Here is a 14,512-nt window from a genome sequence, read left to right as displayed (position 1 = left end):
CGGCCGATCAGCGGGCGAGCTCCCACGCCCAGAGCAGCAGCAGCGTCGCGAGGAACCCGGTGAGGTAGTTCAGCCACAGGAACCGCCGCCAGCCCCGGTTGGCGCGCTCGCAGCCGGCGTCCGTGATGGTCAGGAACGGCACGAGGTTGGCGAGGTAGGGCAGCACCAGGAGGGACCCGACCGGCCCGGGCCAGGGGGCGAGCAGCAGGAGCACCCCGGCGGCGAGGTAGAGGGCCGCGGCGGCCCACACCGTGGGGCGGGCGCCCAGGACGGTGGCGATCGAGCGCAGCCCGCCCTCCCGGTCCGCCTGGACGTCCTGCACGGCCCCGAACGCCTGCGAGGCCATCGACCACAGGAAGAACCCGGCGCACAGGGCCACGAGTCCCCCCGACCAGGCCGCGCCGGCGAGCACGAGGCCGTAGACCGCCGGGGACACGAAGTGGGTGGCGGAGGTCGCCGAGTCCAGGAACGGGACCTCCTTGAAGCGCAGCCCCTTCAGGCTGTAGGCCGCCACCGCGAACAGGCTGATCCCGAGCACCGCCGCCGCGGCGGCCCCGCCCGCCAGGAACAGGTACGCCAGGAACGGCAGCGCCGTCAGCACCGAGCCCACGAGGACCGACCGGTGCTCGGAGCGGTCCACGAGCGCGCCCTCGACACCGCCCTTGCGGGGGTTGCGGAGGTCGGACTCGTAGTCGAAGACGTCGTTGATCCCGTACATCAGGAGGTTGTACGGGAAGAGGAAGAACAGCGTCCCCACCACCAGGGGCAGGTCCACCCGGCCCGTGGTCAGGACATAGGCCGCCGCGAAGGGGTAGGCGGTGTTGACCCAGGAGACCGGCCGGGAGGTGGCCACCAGGGTGCGCACGGTGGCGGTGAGCCGGCCGCGCTCGGCCAGCCCCCACCACAGCGAGGGCAGCAGCAGCAGCGCGGCGAGCGGGTACGCGAAGTCCTCGACCGGCACGAGGCCGATCCGCAGCTCCGTGATGTGCCCGGCCCCGTAGTCGAAGAACCCGGCGGCGATCATGAGGTTGTCGAACACGACCGTCAGCAGCGCGAGCACGGCGAAGGAGATCCCGAGCACGGCCAGGGCCCGGCGCCGCGGCGGCGCCGGGGAGGGCCTGCGGACCAGCAGGGTGGCCGGGGTCAGGGCGAGCGCGAGGAAGACGGGGATGACGAGGGCGTAGGTCACGGGGCGTCCGCTCCTCCGCGGGCCGGACCGGCCGCGGCGGAGCGGCGCGCCAGCGCCTTCTCCGTGAGCCGGACGAGGTTCATCGTCAGGTAGCAGAGGAACACGAGGAACACGACCTCCTCGACGGGGATCTGCGGGGCGACCATCCAGCCGGTCGCCCACGCGCTGCGGCTGTGCAGGAAGATCCCGAGGCTGATCCCGGCGACGTCCCAGGCGAGGAAGAACACCAGGCCAGCGAGCAGCACGAGGGCCGCCCGGCGGGGGTCCTGGGCGAAGAACAGCCGCTCCCGCACGTCGAGGAGCACCATCCCGGCCAGGCTGAGGAGCAGGAAGCCGAGGTACACGAAGCTCATCCGCGCGGCACCAGGGGTTCTTCCAGCGGTCCGGTGGAGGTGTCCCCGCGCAGGTCCTTGAGCAGGATCTCCGCGCTGATCAGGCACATCGGCAGGCCGATGCCGGGGATCGTCGAGGCCCCGCAGTAGTGCAGGCCGGCGACCTTCCGGCTGCGGTTGGCGCCCCGGAAGAACGCGGACTGCTTGAGCACGTGGGCGGGACCGAGCACGTTGCCGCGCCAGGAGTTGAAGTCCCGCCGGAAGTCCTCGGGGCCCACGGTGTGGCGCACCACCACGCGCTCCCGCAGGTCCGGCACACCGGCCCACGCCGCGACCTGGTCGATCACCCGGTCCGCGACGGCCTCGACCCGCAGGGAGCCGGTGCCGTCCGGTCCGCCCGCGCCCAGCGCGGGGTCGGCGGGGACCGGGATCAGCACGAAGAGGTTCTCGTGCCCGTCCGGGGCCACGCCGGGGTCGGTCGCCGAGGGCTTGCAGACGTAGACGGACGCGGGGTCCGGGACGCTCGTGGGCTCCTCGAAGATCGCCCGGAAGTTCGTGTCCCAGTCCTCGCTGAAGAACAGGCTGTGGTGCGGGAGCTCGGGCAGCTCCCCGCGGACCCCGAGCATCACGAGCACCGCGCCGGGGCCGGTCTGGCGCCGGTCCCAGTACCGCTGCGGGTAGCTCTGCAGCTCGCGCGGGAGCAGCGCGGTCTCGGTGTGGTGCAGGTCCGCGGCCGAGACGACGACGTCCGCCGCCAGCTCGTGCTCCGCCCCGTCCGCGTCCCGCCACACGACGCCGGTGGCCCGGACGGGCCCGTCGGCGGCCGGGGAGGTGCTGATCCGCACCACGTCCGCGCCCGTCCGGATCCGTGCCCCGTGGGCGACGGCGAGCCGCTCGACGGCCTCGACGACCCGGCGGAACCCGCCCTGCGGGTACTGGACGGAGTCCGTGAGGTCCATGTGGCTCATGAGGTGGTAGAGCGACGGCGTCATCCGGGGCGCGCTGGCCAGGAAGACGGCCGGGTAGCCGAGCACCTGACGCAGCCGCGTGTCCTGCACGGTGCCGGCGGCGAAGTCGTGCAGCGAGCCGGTGAGGTGCCGGGCGAGCTCGGGCAGGCCCCGCACGACCGTCCGGGTGAGCAGCGGCGTGAACGAGGCGTAGGAGGTGTAGAGGAAGTGGTCGACGGCCAGCTGGTAGGTCCGCTTCGCGGAGGCCAGGTACGCCCGGATCCGCTCGCCCGCCCCGGGCTCCACCGACTCGAACAGCGCCACGGTGTCCTCGAGGTCCGAGCGGATGTCGATGGGCCGCTCGTAGCGCTCGCCCCAGACCCGGTAGGCGGGGTCCAGGCGGAGCAGCTCGAGCTCCTGGGCGGCGCTGGAGCCCATGAGCCGGAAGAAGTGGTCGAAGACCTCCGGCATGAGGTACCAGGAGGGCCCGGTGTCGAAGCGGAAGCCGTCCCGCTCGAGCCTCCCGGCGCGCCCGCCCGTCGTGCTCCCGCGCTCCAGGACGGTCACGTCCCAGCCGTCCTTCGCGAGCAGGCCCGCGGCGGCGAGCCCGGCGATCCCGGCCCCCACCACCACGGCGTGCCGCCCCCGGGGCCCGGTGGGGCGGCGGCGGGTGCGCGCCCTGACCACGGCGGCCGCGGCGAGCGCGGCCTTGCGGGGGTTCGGCACGCGGATGCGGGAGCTCAGCAGCTCCCGGGCAGGGGTGGCGCGGATCCGCACGGACAGCTCCCGGAACAGGTCGTGGGCGGCGAGGACGGCGGCGCGGGAGGACGCGGGGAGGTCGTCGACGACCGCACGGGCGGCCGCGAGGTCGGCGTCGATGTCGTCGAGGAGGCGGTTCTTCTCGGTCTCGGAGAACTCCCCGGGCTCCACGCCGGGGAAGTACACGCGGCCGAGCTCCCCGTAGTCCTCGGCCAGGTCGCGCAGGAAGTTGACCTTCTGGAACGCCGCGCCCAGGCGGCGGGCCCCCGCCACGAGCTGCGTGCGGCGCCGGTCGGGCACGGTGCGGCCGGCCAGGAAGACCTGCAGGCACATCAGCCCCACGACCTCGGCCGAGCCGTACACGTACTCGTCGAGGGAGGCGGCGCTGTGCCGGTCCTCGCTGAGGTCGGCGCGCATGGACGCGAAGAACGGGCGCACGAGGTCGGGGCCGATCCCCGCGTGGCGCGCGGTGCGGGCGAAGGCGTGCACCACGAGGTTGCTGCTGAAGCCGCGCTCGATCGCCCCGTACGTCTCGTCCTCGAGGCCGTCCAGCAGCTCCCGTGAGCCCCGGGGCGGGACACCGGCGCCGGCGCTGGCGCCGTCGACGATCTCGTCGGCGATCCGCACCAGGGCGTAGACGGCGTAGACGTGCGGGCGGATCTCCGGGCCCAGCAGCCGGCAGGCGAGGCCGAAGGACGTGGAGTAGCGGCGGATGACGGTCGCGGCGGCCTGCTGGGCGGTGTCGTCGTACCGGGCGGCGGCCTCGGCCGGTGACCCGGTGTGCTGGGCGGCGGTCACCGGATGCGCTCCGTGGCCCCGGCCACGATGCGGCGCAGGTCCTCCTCGAGGGCGGCGGGCAGCCCCGCGGCGTCGAGCAGGGCGCGGGCCTCGGCCGCGCACCCGGCGACCATGTCCTCGACCTCCTGCCGCGCCCCGCACTGCTCGAGCAGGTCGCGGGCGCGCAGGGCGTGCTCGCTGCTGATCTCGTGGCGACCCAGGATCGCGTCGAGCTCCTCGCCGGCGGGCGTGCGCTGGGCGGCGGCCACGAGCATGGTCCGCTTGCCCTCCCGCAGGTCGCTGACGGCGGACTTGCCCGTGGCCTCCGGGTCGCCGAAGACGCCGAGCAGGTCGTCGACGAGCTGGTAGGCGGTGCCCACGGTCCGGCCGAGGCGCCCGAGCACCTCCACGTCCCCGTCGGGGGCCCCGCCGAGCACGCCCCCGGCCTGCAGGGGGGTCTCGAAGGAGTAGACCGCGGTCTTCAGGCACGTGGCCGCGAGGATCTGCTCGCGGCCGGGGCGGGCCCCGGGCAGGGTGTGGTCGACGTCGAGCAGCTCGCCCGCGGCCGAGGAGAACAGGGCGGCGTCGAGCAGGTCGAGGACCCGGGGCAGCCGCTCGGGCGAGAGCCCGGAGCGGGCCACGAGCCGGTACGCGCCGGCCAGGGCGAGGTCCCCGGCGATGACGCCCACGCTCGCGCCGTACTGGCGCGCCTGGTCCGGCCCCGAGCCGGACGCGAACGCCCGGGAGGCCGCGGCGGCGTTGATGGTGGGCTGGTGCCGGCGCAGCTCGTCCTGGTCGATGACGTCGTCGTGCACGATGAGGGCGGTGTGCAGCAGCTCGAACGCCGCCCCGACCGACTCGACCACGGGGTCCGGCTCGGGGGCGGGATAGGCGCCGGCCGTGAGCCGCACGAGGTGCGGACGGATCTGCTTGCCGCCGGAGCTGAGCCGGGCGACCTCGCCCCACAGCCGGGCGAAGCCGGGGTCCACGGCCTCGGCGCGGCCGGTGGCCTCGGCGAGGAACTCCTCCAGGACGGGCACCCGGGCAGGCTCCCGCCCCCCACCGTGCCCGGTCCGCGTCCCGGTGCCCGGACGAGCGCTCGAGAAGGCCGATTCGCGCGAGAAGACCGTCACCATTCCCCCATTCCACCACAGTCCTTCGAAAATCGAATCAATTGTCCGTGTCACGCCGGGCGCGGAGCCCTCCCGGGGCCCTCCGGAGCCGCCGCGGGCGGGGTCCCCCCGGTGGCCGCCCCGACCTCGGGCGCGCCCTCCCCTGCCCGGTGACCGGCCCGGCGGACCGCCTCGGTGAGCTGGGGCAGGCGCCGCCGCAGGACGTCGATCTCCTCGTCGGTGCAGTCGTCGAGCACCGCCAGGACCTCCTCGCCCATGGCCGCGAACATCCGGCGGCCGGAGCGGTAGGCGTGCTCGGTGGCCTGCAGGCTGACCTCCCGGCGGTCACGGGGGTCGACCGCGCGCACCAGGTGCCCCGCGGCGACCAGGCGCTTGATCACCGTGGTGGTCGCCGAGCCGCTGAGCACGAGCCGGCGGGCGATGTCCCCGGCGCGGATCGGGCGGCCGGCGCGGTTGGCCTGCATGACCTCGTTGAGGGCGTGGACGTCCTTGTGCGCCAGCCCGAAGCGGCGGCGGACCTGGTCCGCGTACCGCTCGGCCTCGGTGCTGAACTGCTGCAGCAGGAAGAGCACGTCGAATCCGCGCCGCCCCCGGTGCGCGCTGCCGCCCGGCGCCGCGGCGCCGGACGTGCTGATCGTGCCCTCGTCGGACTGCATGTGCCGATTCTAGGGCGCGGGCGCGAGAGAATGGGGCCATGACGGAGAGCAGAGACCCGACCGGACCGGACCTCCCGCCCCCGGGGGCGCCCGGTGCCCCCACGGTGTCCGTGGTCGTGCCGGCCCGGGACGACGCCGTGCACCTCGCGCGCTGCCTGCGGCTGCTCGCCGCGCAGACCCGGCCGCCGGACGAGGTCGTGGTGGTGGACAACGCCTCGAGCGACGGCACCGCGGACGTGGCCCGCGCCGCCGGGGCCCGCGTGGTGTACGAGCCCGCGCCGGGCATCCCGCCCGCCGCGGCCGCCGGCTACGACGCCGCCCGGGGGGAGGTGGTGGTGCGCTGCGACGCGGACACCGTCCCCGGCCCGGAGTGGATCGCCGGGCTGCTCGCGGCCCTTGCGTCCCGCCCCGACGTGGTCGCCGTGGCCGGCCCGGGCCGCTTCCACGGCCTGCCGCCCGGCCTCGACCGGCTGCTCTCCGCCCTCTACATCGGCCTGTACGTGCTCAGCACGGCCGCCGCGCTGGCCCACCCTCCCCTGTTCGGCACCAACATGGCGATGCGCCGCTCCTGGTGGCTCGAGGTCCGGGACGGCGTCCACCGGCACGACCCGGAGCTGCACGACGACTTCGACCTCAGCTTCCGGCTGGACCCGGCGCACCGGATCCTCTTCCGGCCCGGCCTGTCCGTGGGCATGTCCCCGCGGGCGCTGCGGGGCGGGCGCCCCGCCGTCCGCCGGCTGGCGCGCGCCTTCCGGACGATCCGGCTCAACTGGGCCGACGAGCGCCCGTGGGAGCGGTGGCAGGCGCGCCTGGGGCACCGGCTGCCGGGGGGCCGCGCATGAGCCGGCTCGCCCTGGCGGTGCGGTGGCTCGGCCCGCTCTCCGTGCTGCTCACCGCCCTGTTCTTCGACGCCGTGGGCGCCTCCGTGATGATGCTCGTGTGCCTGGCCATCACCATCACGTGGCGGGCCCGGCTGCCCGCGGCCCTGGAGATCACCACGGACCTGACGCTGCTGGTCGCGGCCTGGAGCTCCGTGTTCCTGCTCTACGAGAGGTACGACCACTGGGACCTGGTCGTCCACTTCGCGGCCACCGCGGTGCTGGCCGAGCTGACGTTCCGCGCCCTCGAGCGGTGGTCCCGGCTCTCGTCCCCCGGCCCGGTCTCCCACGTGGTCCTGGTCAGCTCCCTGGGCGCGGCACTGGCCCTCGTGTGGGAGTACCTCGAGTTCGCCGGCTACTACCTGGTGGACCCCCAGGTGAACGTGGGCTACCTGGACACCATGGGCGACATGGCCGCCGGCCACGCCGGGGCGGTGGTCGCCGGGATCCTGGGCACCTGGGCCCGGCAGCGGGCGGACGCCTCCGGCGGCACCCGTCCGGACGGGGACGCCGCCGGCCCACCGGACCGCACCGGCCCCCGGGACGCCGTCGGGAGGCGGCACGCCGTCGAGGACCCGGACACCACCGAGACGAAGGACTGACCCATGTTCTGGACGAACCTGCTCAAGACCAGCGCGCAGACGGGGGCGGCCGCCGCGGCCGGCACCGCGGCCTCCGCCGGGGTGGACAGCCCCTGGTACCGGGACCTGCGGAAGCCGGGGCTGCAGCCGCCGGCCGCCGTGTTCCCGGTCGTGTGGACCGTGCTCTACGCGGATCTCGCGGTGACCTCCGCGGCCGTGCTCACCGAGCTGCAGCGGCAGACCCGCCCGGGCGCGCGCCGCCGCGGCCCGCGGGTGCGGACGATCCGGCGCCCGGGGTGCGCCCCGTCCGAGGCGGCACGGCGCGAGCGCGGCTACCGCCGGGCGCTCGCGCTGAACCTCGCCCTCAACGCGGGGTGGAGCTGGGTCTTCTTCACGAAGCACGACACCGGCCTGGCCACGGTCACGGCCGCGGCGCTGACCGTCAGCACCGCCGATCTCGCGCGCCGGGCGGCGCAGGCACGGCCCCTGCACGGCGCCGCCCTGCTCCCCTACGCCGGCTGGTGCGGCTTCGCCACGGTCCTGAGCGCCCGCATCCACCAGCTCAACTTCTGAAGCGGGTCCGGGCGGCCCGGGCCCGCTCAGCGGGCGGAGACCGTGATCGCGCCGTGGCGGTAGCCGATCGATCCGCCCTGGAAGCGCTGGACGACCGTGTCCCCGGAGCGCTGCTCCGGGGTCACCGGGTAGCCCAGGCGGCCGTGCTCGCCCCGGAGGTCGGCGTGGGCCCGGCCGATCGCCCCGCGCACGGGCTGCGCGCCGGTCGCGGGCGACCACAGGATCCTGCCCCGCTCGAAGGACTGGTGCGCCCCGCCGGCCGGGCCGCGGTGCTCACCGCCCAGCGGGTGCCCCAGCAGACCCGTCTCCGCGCCGAGGGCCGCCCAGCGCGCGCCGACGGCGCCGTGCACGGGGGCCGCACCGGTCCCGGCGCTCCAGACGACCGTGCCCCGCTGGAAGTGCTGGTGGACGCCGCCGGCGCCGTTGTCGCGCTCCCCGGTCCGGGGATAGCCCAGGAGGCCGTTCACGCCGCCGGCGCGGTTCCAGGCGCCGCGCACACCGCCGTGCACCCACCGGGCGCCCGAGTCCGCGCTCCAGTAGACGGCTCCGCGCTCGAACTCCTGGTAGCAGCCGTCCCGGGCGAGGCCGCACCGTTCGTGCGAGCGCGGCGCCCCGGTGGAGGCGCCGATCCGGGCGTGGAGGGCGCCGATGGCGCCCTGGGTGCGGTAGCCCTCCTGGAGCGTGGCCCGGGCGACGGCGGCCCTGGGGTGCACGAGCCCTGCGCCGCAGCCGCCCGGGCAGGACCCGGGCAGGGGCCGGGCCGTGGCGGCCAGGACCTCCTTGACCTGGGCCGGGGAGAGGGACGGGTCCGTCTCGCGGACCAGCGCCACGACCCCCGCGACCGTGGGGCTGGCCATCGAGGTGCCGTACTTGTAGGAGTAGGTGCCGCCGCCGGGCCGGGCGCTCCCGGTGTCGGCGGTGGACAGGATCTGCCGGGAGGGGTCCCCGCCCGGGGCGGCCAGCGTGACCCGGCCCCAGTTGGAGTACCCGGCGCGGGCGCCCTGGGCGGTGCTGGCGGCCACGGTGATCACCCCCCGGCAGTTGGCCGGGGACTCCATCCTGGCGTCGCGGTCGTGGTTGCCCGCCGCCACGACCACGCTCGCCCCCCGGGACAGGGCCCGGTCGATCCCGTCCTGCAGGGCGGCCGGGCACGTGCCGGAGAGGAAGCCCAGGCTGAGGTTCACCACGGTCGCCGGGTGGGGGTTCACCGGGACGGCGTCGACGTCGTCGCCGGCGGCCCAGGCGATGGCCACGGCGATGTCGGACACGTACCCGTCCCCGCAGGCCCCGAGGGCGCGCACCGGCAGGAGCGCCGCGCCGTGGGCGACACCGGCCACACCGGTGGCGTTGTTGCCCCGCGCCGCCGCGATGCCCGCCGTGTGCGTGCCGTGCCAGGAGGAGGAGCGGGCGGCGGAGCCGGATCCGCACTCGCCGGCACCGGCGTGGTCCCCCTCGTCCCGCGGGTCCGGGTCCCAGCCGTCCCCGTCGCGGGAGTGGCCCGGCTGCACGCCCCCGGCGTGCAGGGAGACGAAGTCGTGGCCCGGCACCACGTTGGCGTCCAGGTCGGGGTGGGCCGTGATCCCGGTGTCGACGACCGCGATGGTCTGGCCCCGGCCGGTCGCCCGGTCCCAGGCGGTGGGCAGGTCGAGGCCCGCCGCGGCGGGCTGGAGGTTCCACTGCGACGTCGCGTAGTACGGGTCGTCGGGCACCGCGGTGATGCTCGCGAGGTGGTCCGGCTCGGCGTACTCGACGGCCGGGTCCTCCTCGAGGGCGCCGGTCAGGGTCTCGAGCTGTTCCGCGTCGAGGAGCCCGTCCGCCGCCACGACCCGGGCCGAGTCCACGGTCCGGCTGATCTCGTCCAGCAGGGGCGCCGCCGCCGGCTCGCCCGCCGCCGCGCCCCCGGGCGCGATCCGTTCCGCGGCCTCCGCGTAGACGCGCTCGCGGGCCCGCGGGGCGGGTTCCGCGCCGTCCTTGAACTTCACGATCACCCGGTCGGTCGCGCCGGGGCTCCCGGCCCCCTCCGCAGCGGGCGCGGGCGCGGGCGCCGGTGCGGCGGGCACGGTGGCCTCGGCCGGGGGCCGGGCCGCGGCGGGGGCCGCGGCGCCGGCCAGGATCAGGACCAGGGCGGCCGTCAGGGCGCGGCCGTGGAAGGACGTCATGGACTCTCCAGCCGGTGGGGGGGTGCAGCGCGCAGCGGGGGAGCTGCGGCGCGCCGACCACGGGAAGGGGAGTCGGCGCCGCTGCGCTCAGCGTACGGAGCGTTTCCTCTTGTTACCGAATGGGAAGATCCATGCTTTTCACTGGACTTTGAGGTCGCCCCGGAGGAACGGCCCGGGGACGACGACGGCGCCGCCCACCCCGAGCGGGTGGACGGCGCCGGCGGGCGGGGCGAGGGTCAGCCGGCGGCGGGGATCGCCCACCACTGGGCCGGGAGGACCTGCTGCCAGCGGGCCCCGAGGCCGGCGTTCCAGACGATCCAGCCGTTGGCGAACTCCTGGAAGCAGGGCGTGCCGCCCAGGGCGCACAGCTCCCGGGAGCGGGCCTCGCCGGTGGTCGCGCCGATCTTCCGGTGCAGCGCCCCGATGCCGCCCGCGGTGCTGAAGGGCTCGCCGCCCTGCACCGCGACCAGCGCGGAGACCGGGTCGACGATGCCGGCGCCGCAGCCGGGCGCGCACCCGCCGGGGGCCTGCCGGGCCGTCGAGGTCAGGGCGTCCTGGAGACCCGCCACGCCCAGCCCCGGGGCGAGCTCCCGGAGCAGCGCCACGGTGCCGGCGACCGCCGGGGCCGCCATGGACGTGCCGTTGCGCTCCGTGTACGTGGGTGCGCCGAGGCCCTGCGCCCCGGCGTTGCCGGTCGAGAGGATCTGCGCGTAGGGGTCCCCGCCCGGGGCCGCGACCGTGACCGAGCCGAAGTTGGAGTAGGGGGCCAGCGCGCCCGAGACGTCCGTCGCGGCGACCGAGATCACGCCGGCGCAGTTGGCCGGCGCGGACTGCGCGGCGTCCACGGCCTGGTTGCCCGCGGCCACGACCACGGGGATCCCGCGGTTCACGGCCTCGCTGATCGCGGACTGCAGCACCGCCGGGCACTCCCCCGGCACGCCGAGGCTGAGGTTGATGACCGTCGCGGGGTTCGGGTTGGCGGCGGCGCCCGCCACCGGGGCGCCGGCGGCCCACAGGACGCCGGCGGCGACGTCGGTGATGTACCCCTGGCTGCAGGCGCCCACGGCGCGCACGGGCAGGATCCTCGCGTCCGGGGCCACCCCCGCGACGCCCAGTCCGTTGTTCGCGTCGGCCGCGGCGATGCCGGCCGTGTGGGTGCCGTGCCAGGTGGAGCTCGGGGGCATGGGGCTGTTGGGGCACAGCACGGCGTCGGGGTAGTCGCCCATGTCCGTCGGGTCGGCGTCCCACCCGTCGCCGTCCCGGCCGTTCTGGGCCGTGGAGACGAAGTCGTAGCCGGGCAGGACGTTGGCGTCCAGGTCGGGGTGGGCGGTGATGCCGGTGTCCACGACGGCGATGGTCTGCCCGGCGCCGGTGGCCCGGTCCCACGCGAGGGGCATGCCCAGTCCGGCCGGGTCGTCCCACAGGCTCCACTGCAGCGCGGCGTAGGACGGGTCGTTCGGCACGGCGGTGGTGGTCGCCAGGAGGTCCGGCTCCGCGTACTCCACGGCGGGGTCCTGCTCCAGGGCGGTGGTCAGCGCCTCGAGCTCGGCGCCGGCCAGCATCCCGTCGGTCCGCACCACCTGGGCGCCGTCCGCGGTGGCCGTGGTCTCCACGAGCCTGGCGCCCCCGGACCGGCCGGCGGCCTGCGCGTACACGACGTCGCGGGAGTCCTCGGGGGCGGTGCCGTCCCGGAACTTCACGACGACGCGGTCGGTCGCCGCCGCCGTTGCCGAGTCGGCACCGGGAGCGGTTCCGGTGGTCGCCGGGACCGGCTGGACGGCCTGGCCCGCGGTCGCGGCGGCCCCGGGCTCCGCCGCGGCGGAGCCCAGCGGGACGAGGGCGAGGGCGGCCGCGAGCGCGAGGGAAGCGGTGGTGCTGCGGGTGGTGGTCAAGGATTCCTCCGGCCGTCGGGACGGGAGGCGGCATGGTGCGCACGGCCCACCCCCCGATGAACTGGAGCGAGAGCGATCCCCCTGCGGAAACGGAGCCCCCACTCCTGTGCTCTGCCCAGCGTAGGGAGGGTGTGCGTGTGTGACCGAATGCGAACCCCGCGGACCGGGGTCCGGAGGTCGCCCCGGGCCGGGCGGCGGGCGCTCAGCCCGCCCGGGCGATGCGCAGGGCTCCGGCGATCAGGGGGACCTGCAGGGGGAGCCGCACGAGCGTCACGGCCCGCCGCGCCGGGGAGCCGCGGCGGGCCCGCCAGGCCATGGTGACGTTGCCGGGCCACACGCCCACGAACAGGGCGGCCGCGGCCCAGCCGCCGGCGCGGCGGGTGCCGGGACGGAGCAGCAGCGACCCGACGCCGATCTCCGCCGCCCCGGAGCCCAGCGTCCAGGCGCGGGGCGGGCCCGGCAGGGACCGCGGGATCAGCCCGTCGAAGAGCGCGGGCCGGACGAGGTGGAGCACGCCCGTCCCGCACAGGGCCGCGCCCAGGCGGAGGGCGCGTGCCGCCTCGGCGCCGGAGCGGGCCGCGCGGCGGTCCGATCCGGACAGGAGCTGCGGGAGACGGAGGGGCATGGGGCCAGGGTACCCAGCGGGAGGCGCCGCGACGTGACGGACGGCACACGACGTCCCCGGCATAGACCCGCCCCGCTCTTTGTTGACGTGTACATCAAGATGACCGTGCCTCCGAAAGGACACCCCGTGGCCCCTGAGACCCTGCAGGACCAGCTCACCCTCGACGCCCTCTCCGCCGACCTCCTCTTCCGCGAGGCCCGCACGGCCTCGGATTTCCTCGACGAGCCCGTGGCCGACGAGCAGCTCCGGGCGGCCTTCGAGCTCGCCAAGATGGGCCCCACGGCCATGAACATCCAGCCGCTGCGCGTGACGTGGATCCGCTCCGCGGAGGCCCGGGAGCGTCTGCTCCCCCACATGGCCGAGGGCAACCGGGCGAAGACCGCCGCCGCGCCCGCTATCGCGGTGCTCAGCTACGACGTGGACTGGCACGAGCACCTGCCCGTCGTCTTCCCGCCCGCCGCCGGCAACCAGGAGATGTTCGCGGGCAACGAGGAGCTGCGCGCGCAGATGGGCCGGGACAACGCCCACCTGCAGGCCGGGTACTTCGTGCTGGCCGTGCGCGCCGTCGGTCTCGCCGCGGGCCCCATGGGCGGTTTCGACGCCCCCGGGGTGGACGCCGAGTTCCACGCGGGGACGAGCCTGCGCGCGCTGATGGTCGTGAACATCGGCGCCCCCGCCGCCCCGCGCCACGACCGGCTGCCGCGCCTTGGCTTCGACGCCGCGACCCGCACTGTCTGAGGCGGCCCCGGGCGGACCCGCCGGCCGCGGGTCCGCCCGGCCCCCGCGCGCCCTCCGTGGCACCTGTCGGCCCGAGGACGGATACTGGACGGGATGACGCCCGCACTCCTGTCCCTCGGCACGGCCCTCCCGCCGCACGTGCTCGAGCAGACCGACGCCCAGGACCTCTACCAGGCCCAGCCCGGCACCGACCGGCTCAACGCCCGGCTGCTGCGCACGGTGTTCGGCGCCTCCGGGGTTCGGCGCCGGCACACGGTGCTGTCCGAGCTGGTCGAGGACGGCGCCCGCGCCGGATCCCCGTACATCACGGAGGACGGCCGGTTCCTGACCCCCCTCACCGGCGTCCGGAACCGGACCTACGTGGAGCAGGCCCCCGCGCTCTTCGCCGAGGCCGCGCGGGACGCCCTCGCCCGCTGCCCCGGGCTCGACCCCGCGACCGTCACCGACGTGGTGACCGTCTCCTGCACCGGCTTCTTCGCCCCGGGCCCCGACTACCAGCTGGTCCGGGACCTCGGCCTCGACCCGGCCGTCCGCCGTGCGCACATCGGCTTCATGGGCTGCCACGGCGGGCTGATCGGGCTGCGCCAGGCCGCGGCCATCGCCACGGCGGACCCGGACGCCGTCGTCCTGCTCGTGGCCGTGGAGCTGTGCACGCTGCACCTGCGCCCGGCCCGGGACCCGGACGCCATCCGGGGGGCCGCGCTCTTCGCCGACGGCGCCGCGGCGGCCGTGGTCAGCGCGCGGGCCCCCGAGGGCGTCACCCCGCTGCTCGAGCTCGACCGGTTCCGCACCCTCGTGATCCCGGACGGGGAGGACGCCATGGCCTGGACCATCGGCGACGCCGGGTTCGAGATGATCCTCGGCGCCGCGGTGCCCCAGGTCCTCGAGGCCAACATCCACACCGCCCTCGCCGCGCTGCTGGACGGGCCGGAGGGGCCCGTCGACCGGGACCGCATCACCGACTGGGCCCTCCACCCCGGCGGCCGCGGCATCCTCGACAAGCTCGAGGACACCCTGGGGCTGCCGCCCGAGGCGCTGCGGGAGTCCCGCGACGTGCTCGCCACGCGCGGCAACATGAGCAGCGTGACCGTCCTGCACGTCCTGCGCCAGGTGATCGACGCGGCCCCCGCGGACGAGACCCGCACCGTCTGCGCCCTGGCGTTCGGGCCGGGCCTGACCGTAGAGTCGGCGCTGTTCACGATCCCCGCCCGGGCCGCGGCACCGGCCGCGGAGCTCGATCCCGCCGCGGCCGTCCCGATCCGCTAGGAGGTTC

At 76.1% G+C, this 14,512-nt stretch carries 14 protein-coding genes; 5 read left to right on the top strand and 9 right to left on the bottom strand.

Annotated features, from left to right (window positions below; all coding sequences use genetic code 11):
- Positions 1–7: 7 nt before the first annotated feature.
- From RF640_RS15135 to RF640_RS15115, 5 genes are all read right to left on the bottom strand, one after another.
- Positions 8–1,189, bottom strand: coding sequence for a prenyltransferase (locus RF640_RS15135; protein WP_109221303.1), 1,182 nt, complete (start codon positions 1,187–1,189; stop codon positions 8–10).
- Complete coding sequence (locus tag RF640_RS15130; RefSeq protein WP_017834831.1) at positions 1,186–1,542, bottom strand: lycopene cyclase domain-containing protein; 357 nt, start codon at positions 1,540–1,542, stop codon at positions 1,186–1,188. The genes RF640_RS15135 and RF640_RS15130 overlap by 4 nt, the downstream gene beginning before the upstream one ends.
- Entirely contained in the window at positions 1,539–4,025 is a 2,487-nt protein-coding gene (crtI, locus tag RF640_RS15125) for a phytoene desaturase family protein (RefSeq protein ID WP_109221304.1), read from the bottom strand. Before crtI ends, RF640_RS15130 begins: the two co-directional genes overlap by 4 nt.
- Positions 4,022–5,044: a polyprenyl synthetase family protein gene (locus tag RF640_RS15120; RefSeq protein ID WP_249033699.1), complete on the bottom strand. Its 1,023-nt coding sequence runs from the start codon at positions 5,042–5,044 to the stop codon at positions 4,022–4,024. The genes crtI and RF640_RS15120 overlap by 4 nt, the downstream gene beginning before the upstream one ends.
- Before the next feature lie 143 nt (positions 5,045–5,187).
- Positions 5,188–5,793, bottom strand: coding sequence for a MarR family winged helix-turn-helix transcriptional regulator (locus RF640_RS15115; protein ID WP_109221306.1), 606 nt, complete (start codon positions 5,791–5,793; stop codon positions 5,188–5,190).
- Positions 5,794–5,831: 38 nt separating this feature from the next.
- Between RF640_RS15115 and RF640_RS15110 the strand changes: the two genes are divergently transcribed.
- From RF640_RS15110 to RF640_RS15100, 3 genes are read left to right on the top strand one after another with little or no spacing between them, the layout of a single operon-like run.
- Positions 5,832–6,635 carry a glycosyltransferase family A protein gene (locus tag RF640_RS15110; protein ID WP_109221307.1) on the top strand — a complete coding sequence of 268 codons (804 nt, stop codon included), beginning with the start codon at positions 5,832–5,834 and terminating at the stop codon, positions 6,633–6,635.
- Positions 6,632–7,273 (top strand): hypothetical protein, encoded by a 642-nt coding sequence (locus RF640_RS15105; RefSeq protein WP_109221308.1) that lies wholly within the window; start codon positions 6,632–6,634, stop codon positions 7,271–7,273. Before RF640_RS15110 ends, RF640_RS15105 begins: the two co-directional genes overlap by 4 nt.
- Before the next feature lie 3 nt (positions 7,274–7,276).
- A complete protein-coding gene (locus RF640_RS15100) occupies positions 7,277–7,825 on the top strand; it encodes a TspO/MBR family protein (protein ID WP_109221309.1) in 549 nt (182 codons plus the stop codon).
- A gap of 26 nt (positions 7,826–7,851) precedes the next feature.
- Here the strand turns inward: RF640_RS15100 and RF640_RS15095 are convergent, their stop codons facing one another.
- The 4 genes from RF640_RS15095 to RF640_RS15080 all read right to left on the bottom strand — a co-directional run bounded on the left by RF640_RS15095 (position 7,852) and on the right by RF640_RS15080 (position 12,501).
- Positions 7,852–9,984 (bottom strand): S8 family serine peptidase, encoded by a 2,133-nt coding sequence (locus RF640_RS15095; protein WP_368828343.1) that lies wholly within the window; start codon positions 9,982–9,984, stop codon positions 7,852–7,854.
- Positions 9,985–10,122: 138 nt separating this feature from the next.
- Entirely contained in the window at positions 10,123–10,245 is a 123-nt protein-coding gene (locus RF640_RS15090; protein WP_368828342.1) for a hypothetical protein, read from the bottom strand.
- Complete coding sequence (locus RF640_RS15085) at positions 10,221–11,876, bottom strand: S8 family serine peptidase (protein ID WP_368828341.1); 1,656 nt, start codon at positions 11,874–11,876, stop codon at positions 10,221–10,223. The genes RF640_RS15090 and RF640_RS15085 overlap by 25 nt, the downstream gene beginning before the upstream one ends.
- A 202-nt stretch (positions 11,877–12,078) precedes the next feature.
- A complete protein-coding gene (locus tag RF640_RS15080; RefSeq protein WP_368828340.1) occupies positions 12,079–12,501 on the bottom strand; it encodes a hypothetical protein in 423 nt (140 codons plus the stop codon).
- 126 nt (positions 12,502–12,627) lie between these two features.
- On the opposite strand from RF640_RS15080, the gene RF640_RS15075 reads away from it, so the two are divergent.
- The gene (locus tag RF640_RS15075; protein ID WP_368828338.1) at positions 12,628–13,239 is read left to right on the top strand and encodes a malonic semialdehyde reductase; all 612 of its coding nucleotides are present in this window, start codon (positions 12,628–12,630) and stop codon (positions 13,237–13,239) included.
- A gap of 93 nt (positions 13,240–13,332) precedes the next feature.
- Positions 13,333–14,505 (top strand): type III polyketide synthase, encoded by a 1,173-nt coding sequence (locus RF640_RS15070; RefSeq protein ID WP_368828337.1) that lies wholly within the window; start codon positions 13,333–13,335, stop codon positions 14,503–14,505.
- Positions 14,506–14,512 lie beyond the last annotated feature (7 nt).

Origin of the sequence: Kocuria sp. CPCC 205231 (assembly GCF_040980965.1) — a bacterium.
Classification (GTDB): Bacteria; Actinomycetota; Actinomycetes; order Actinomycetales; family Micrococcaceae; genus Kocuria; species Kocuria rosea.
The sequence above is the reverse complement of the archived record's forward strand: the minus strand, read 5'-3'. Positions and strand labels throughout refer to the sequence as shown.

What these genes read in the sequence shown, in the direction of transcription:
- RF640_RS15130 (WP_017834831.1), bottom strand. Translation starts at nt 1,542, where the DNA reads ATGAGCTTCGTGTACCTCGGCTTCCTGCTCCTCAGCCTGGCCGGGATG.
- RF640_RS15115 (WP_109221306.1), bottom strand. Translation starts at nt 5,793, where the DNA reads ATGCAGTCCGACGAGGGCACGATCAGCACGTCCGGCGCCGCGGCGCCG.
- RF640_RS15110 (WP_109221307.1), top strand. Translation starts at nt 5,832, where the DNA reads ATGACGGAGAGCAGAGACCCGACCGGACCGGACCTCCCGCCCCCGGGG.
- RF640_RS15105 (WP_109221308.1), top strand. Translation starts at nt 6,632, where the DNA reads ATGAGCCGGCTCGCCCTGGCGGTGCGGTGGCTCGGCCCGCTCTCCGTG.
- RF640_RS15100 (WP_109221309.1), top strand. Translation starts at nt 7,277, where the DNA reads ATGTTCTGGACGAACCTGCTCAAGACCAGCGCGCAGACGGGGGCGGCC.
- RF640_RS15095 (WP_368828343.1), bottom strand. Translation starts at nt 9,984, where the DNA reads ATGACGTCCTTCCACGGCCGCGCCCTGACGGCCGCCCTGGTCCTGATC.
- RF640_RS15080 (WP_368828340.1), bottom strand. Translation starts at nt 12,501, where the DNA reads ATGCCCCTCCGTCTCCCGCAGCTCCTGTCCGGATCGGACCGCCGCGCG.
- RF640_RS15070 (WP_368828337.1), top strand. Translation starts at nt 13,333, where the DNA reads ATGACGCCCGCACTCCTGTCCCTCGGCACGGCCCTCCCGCCGCACGTG.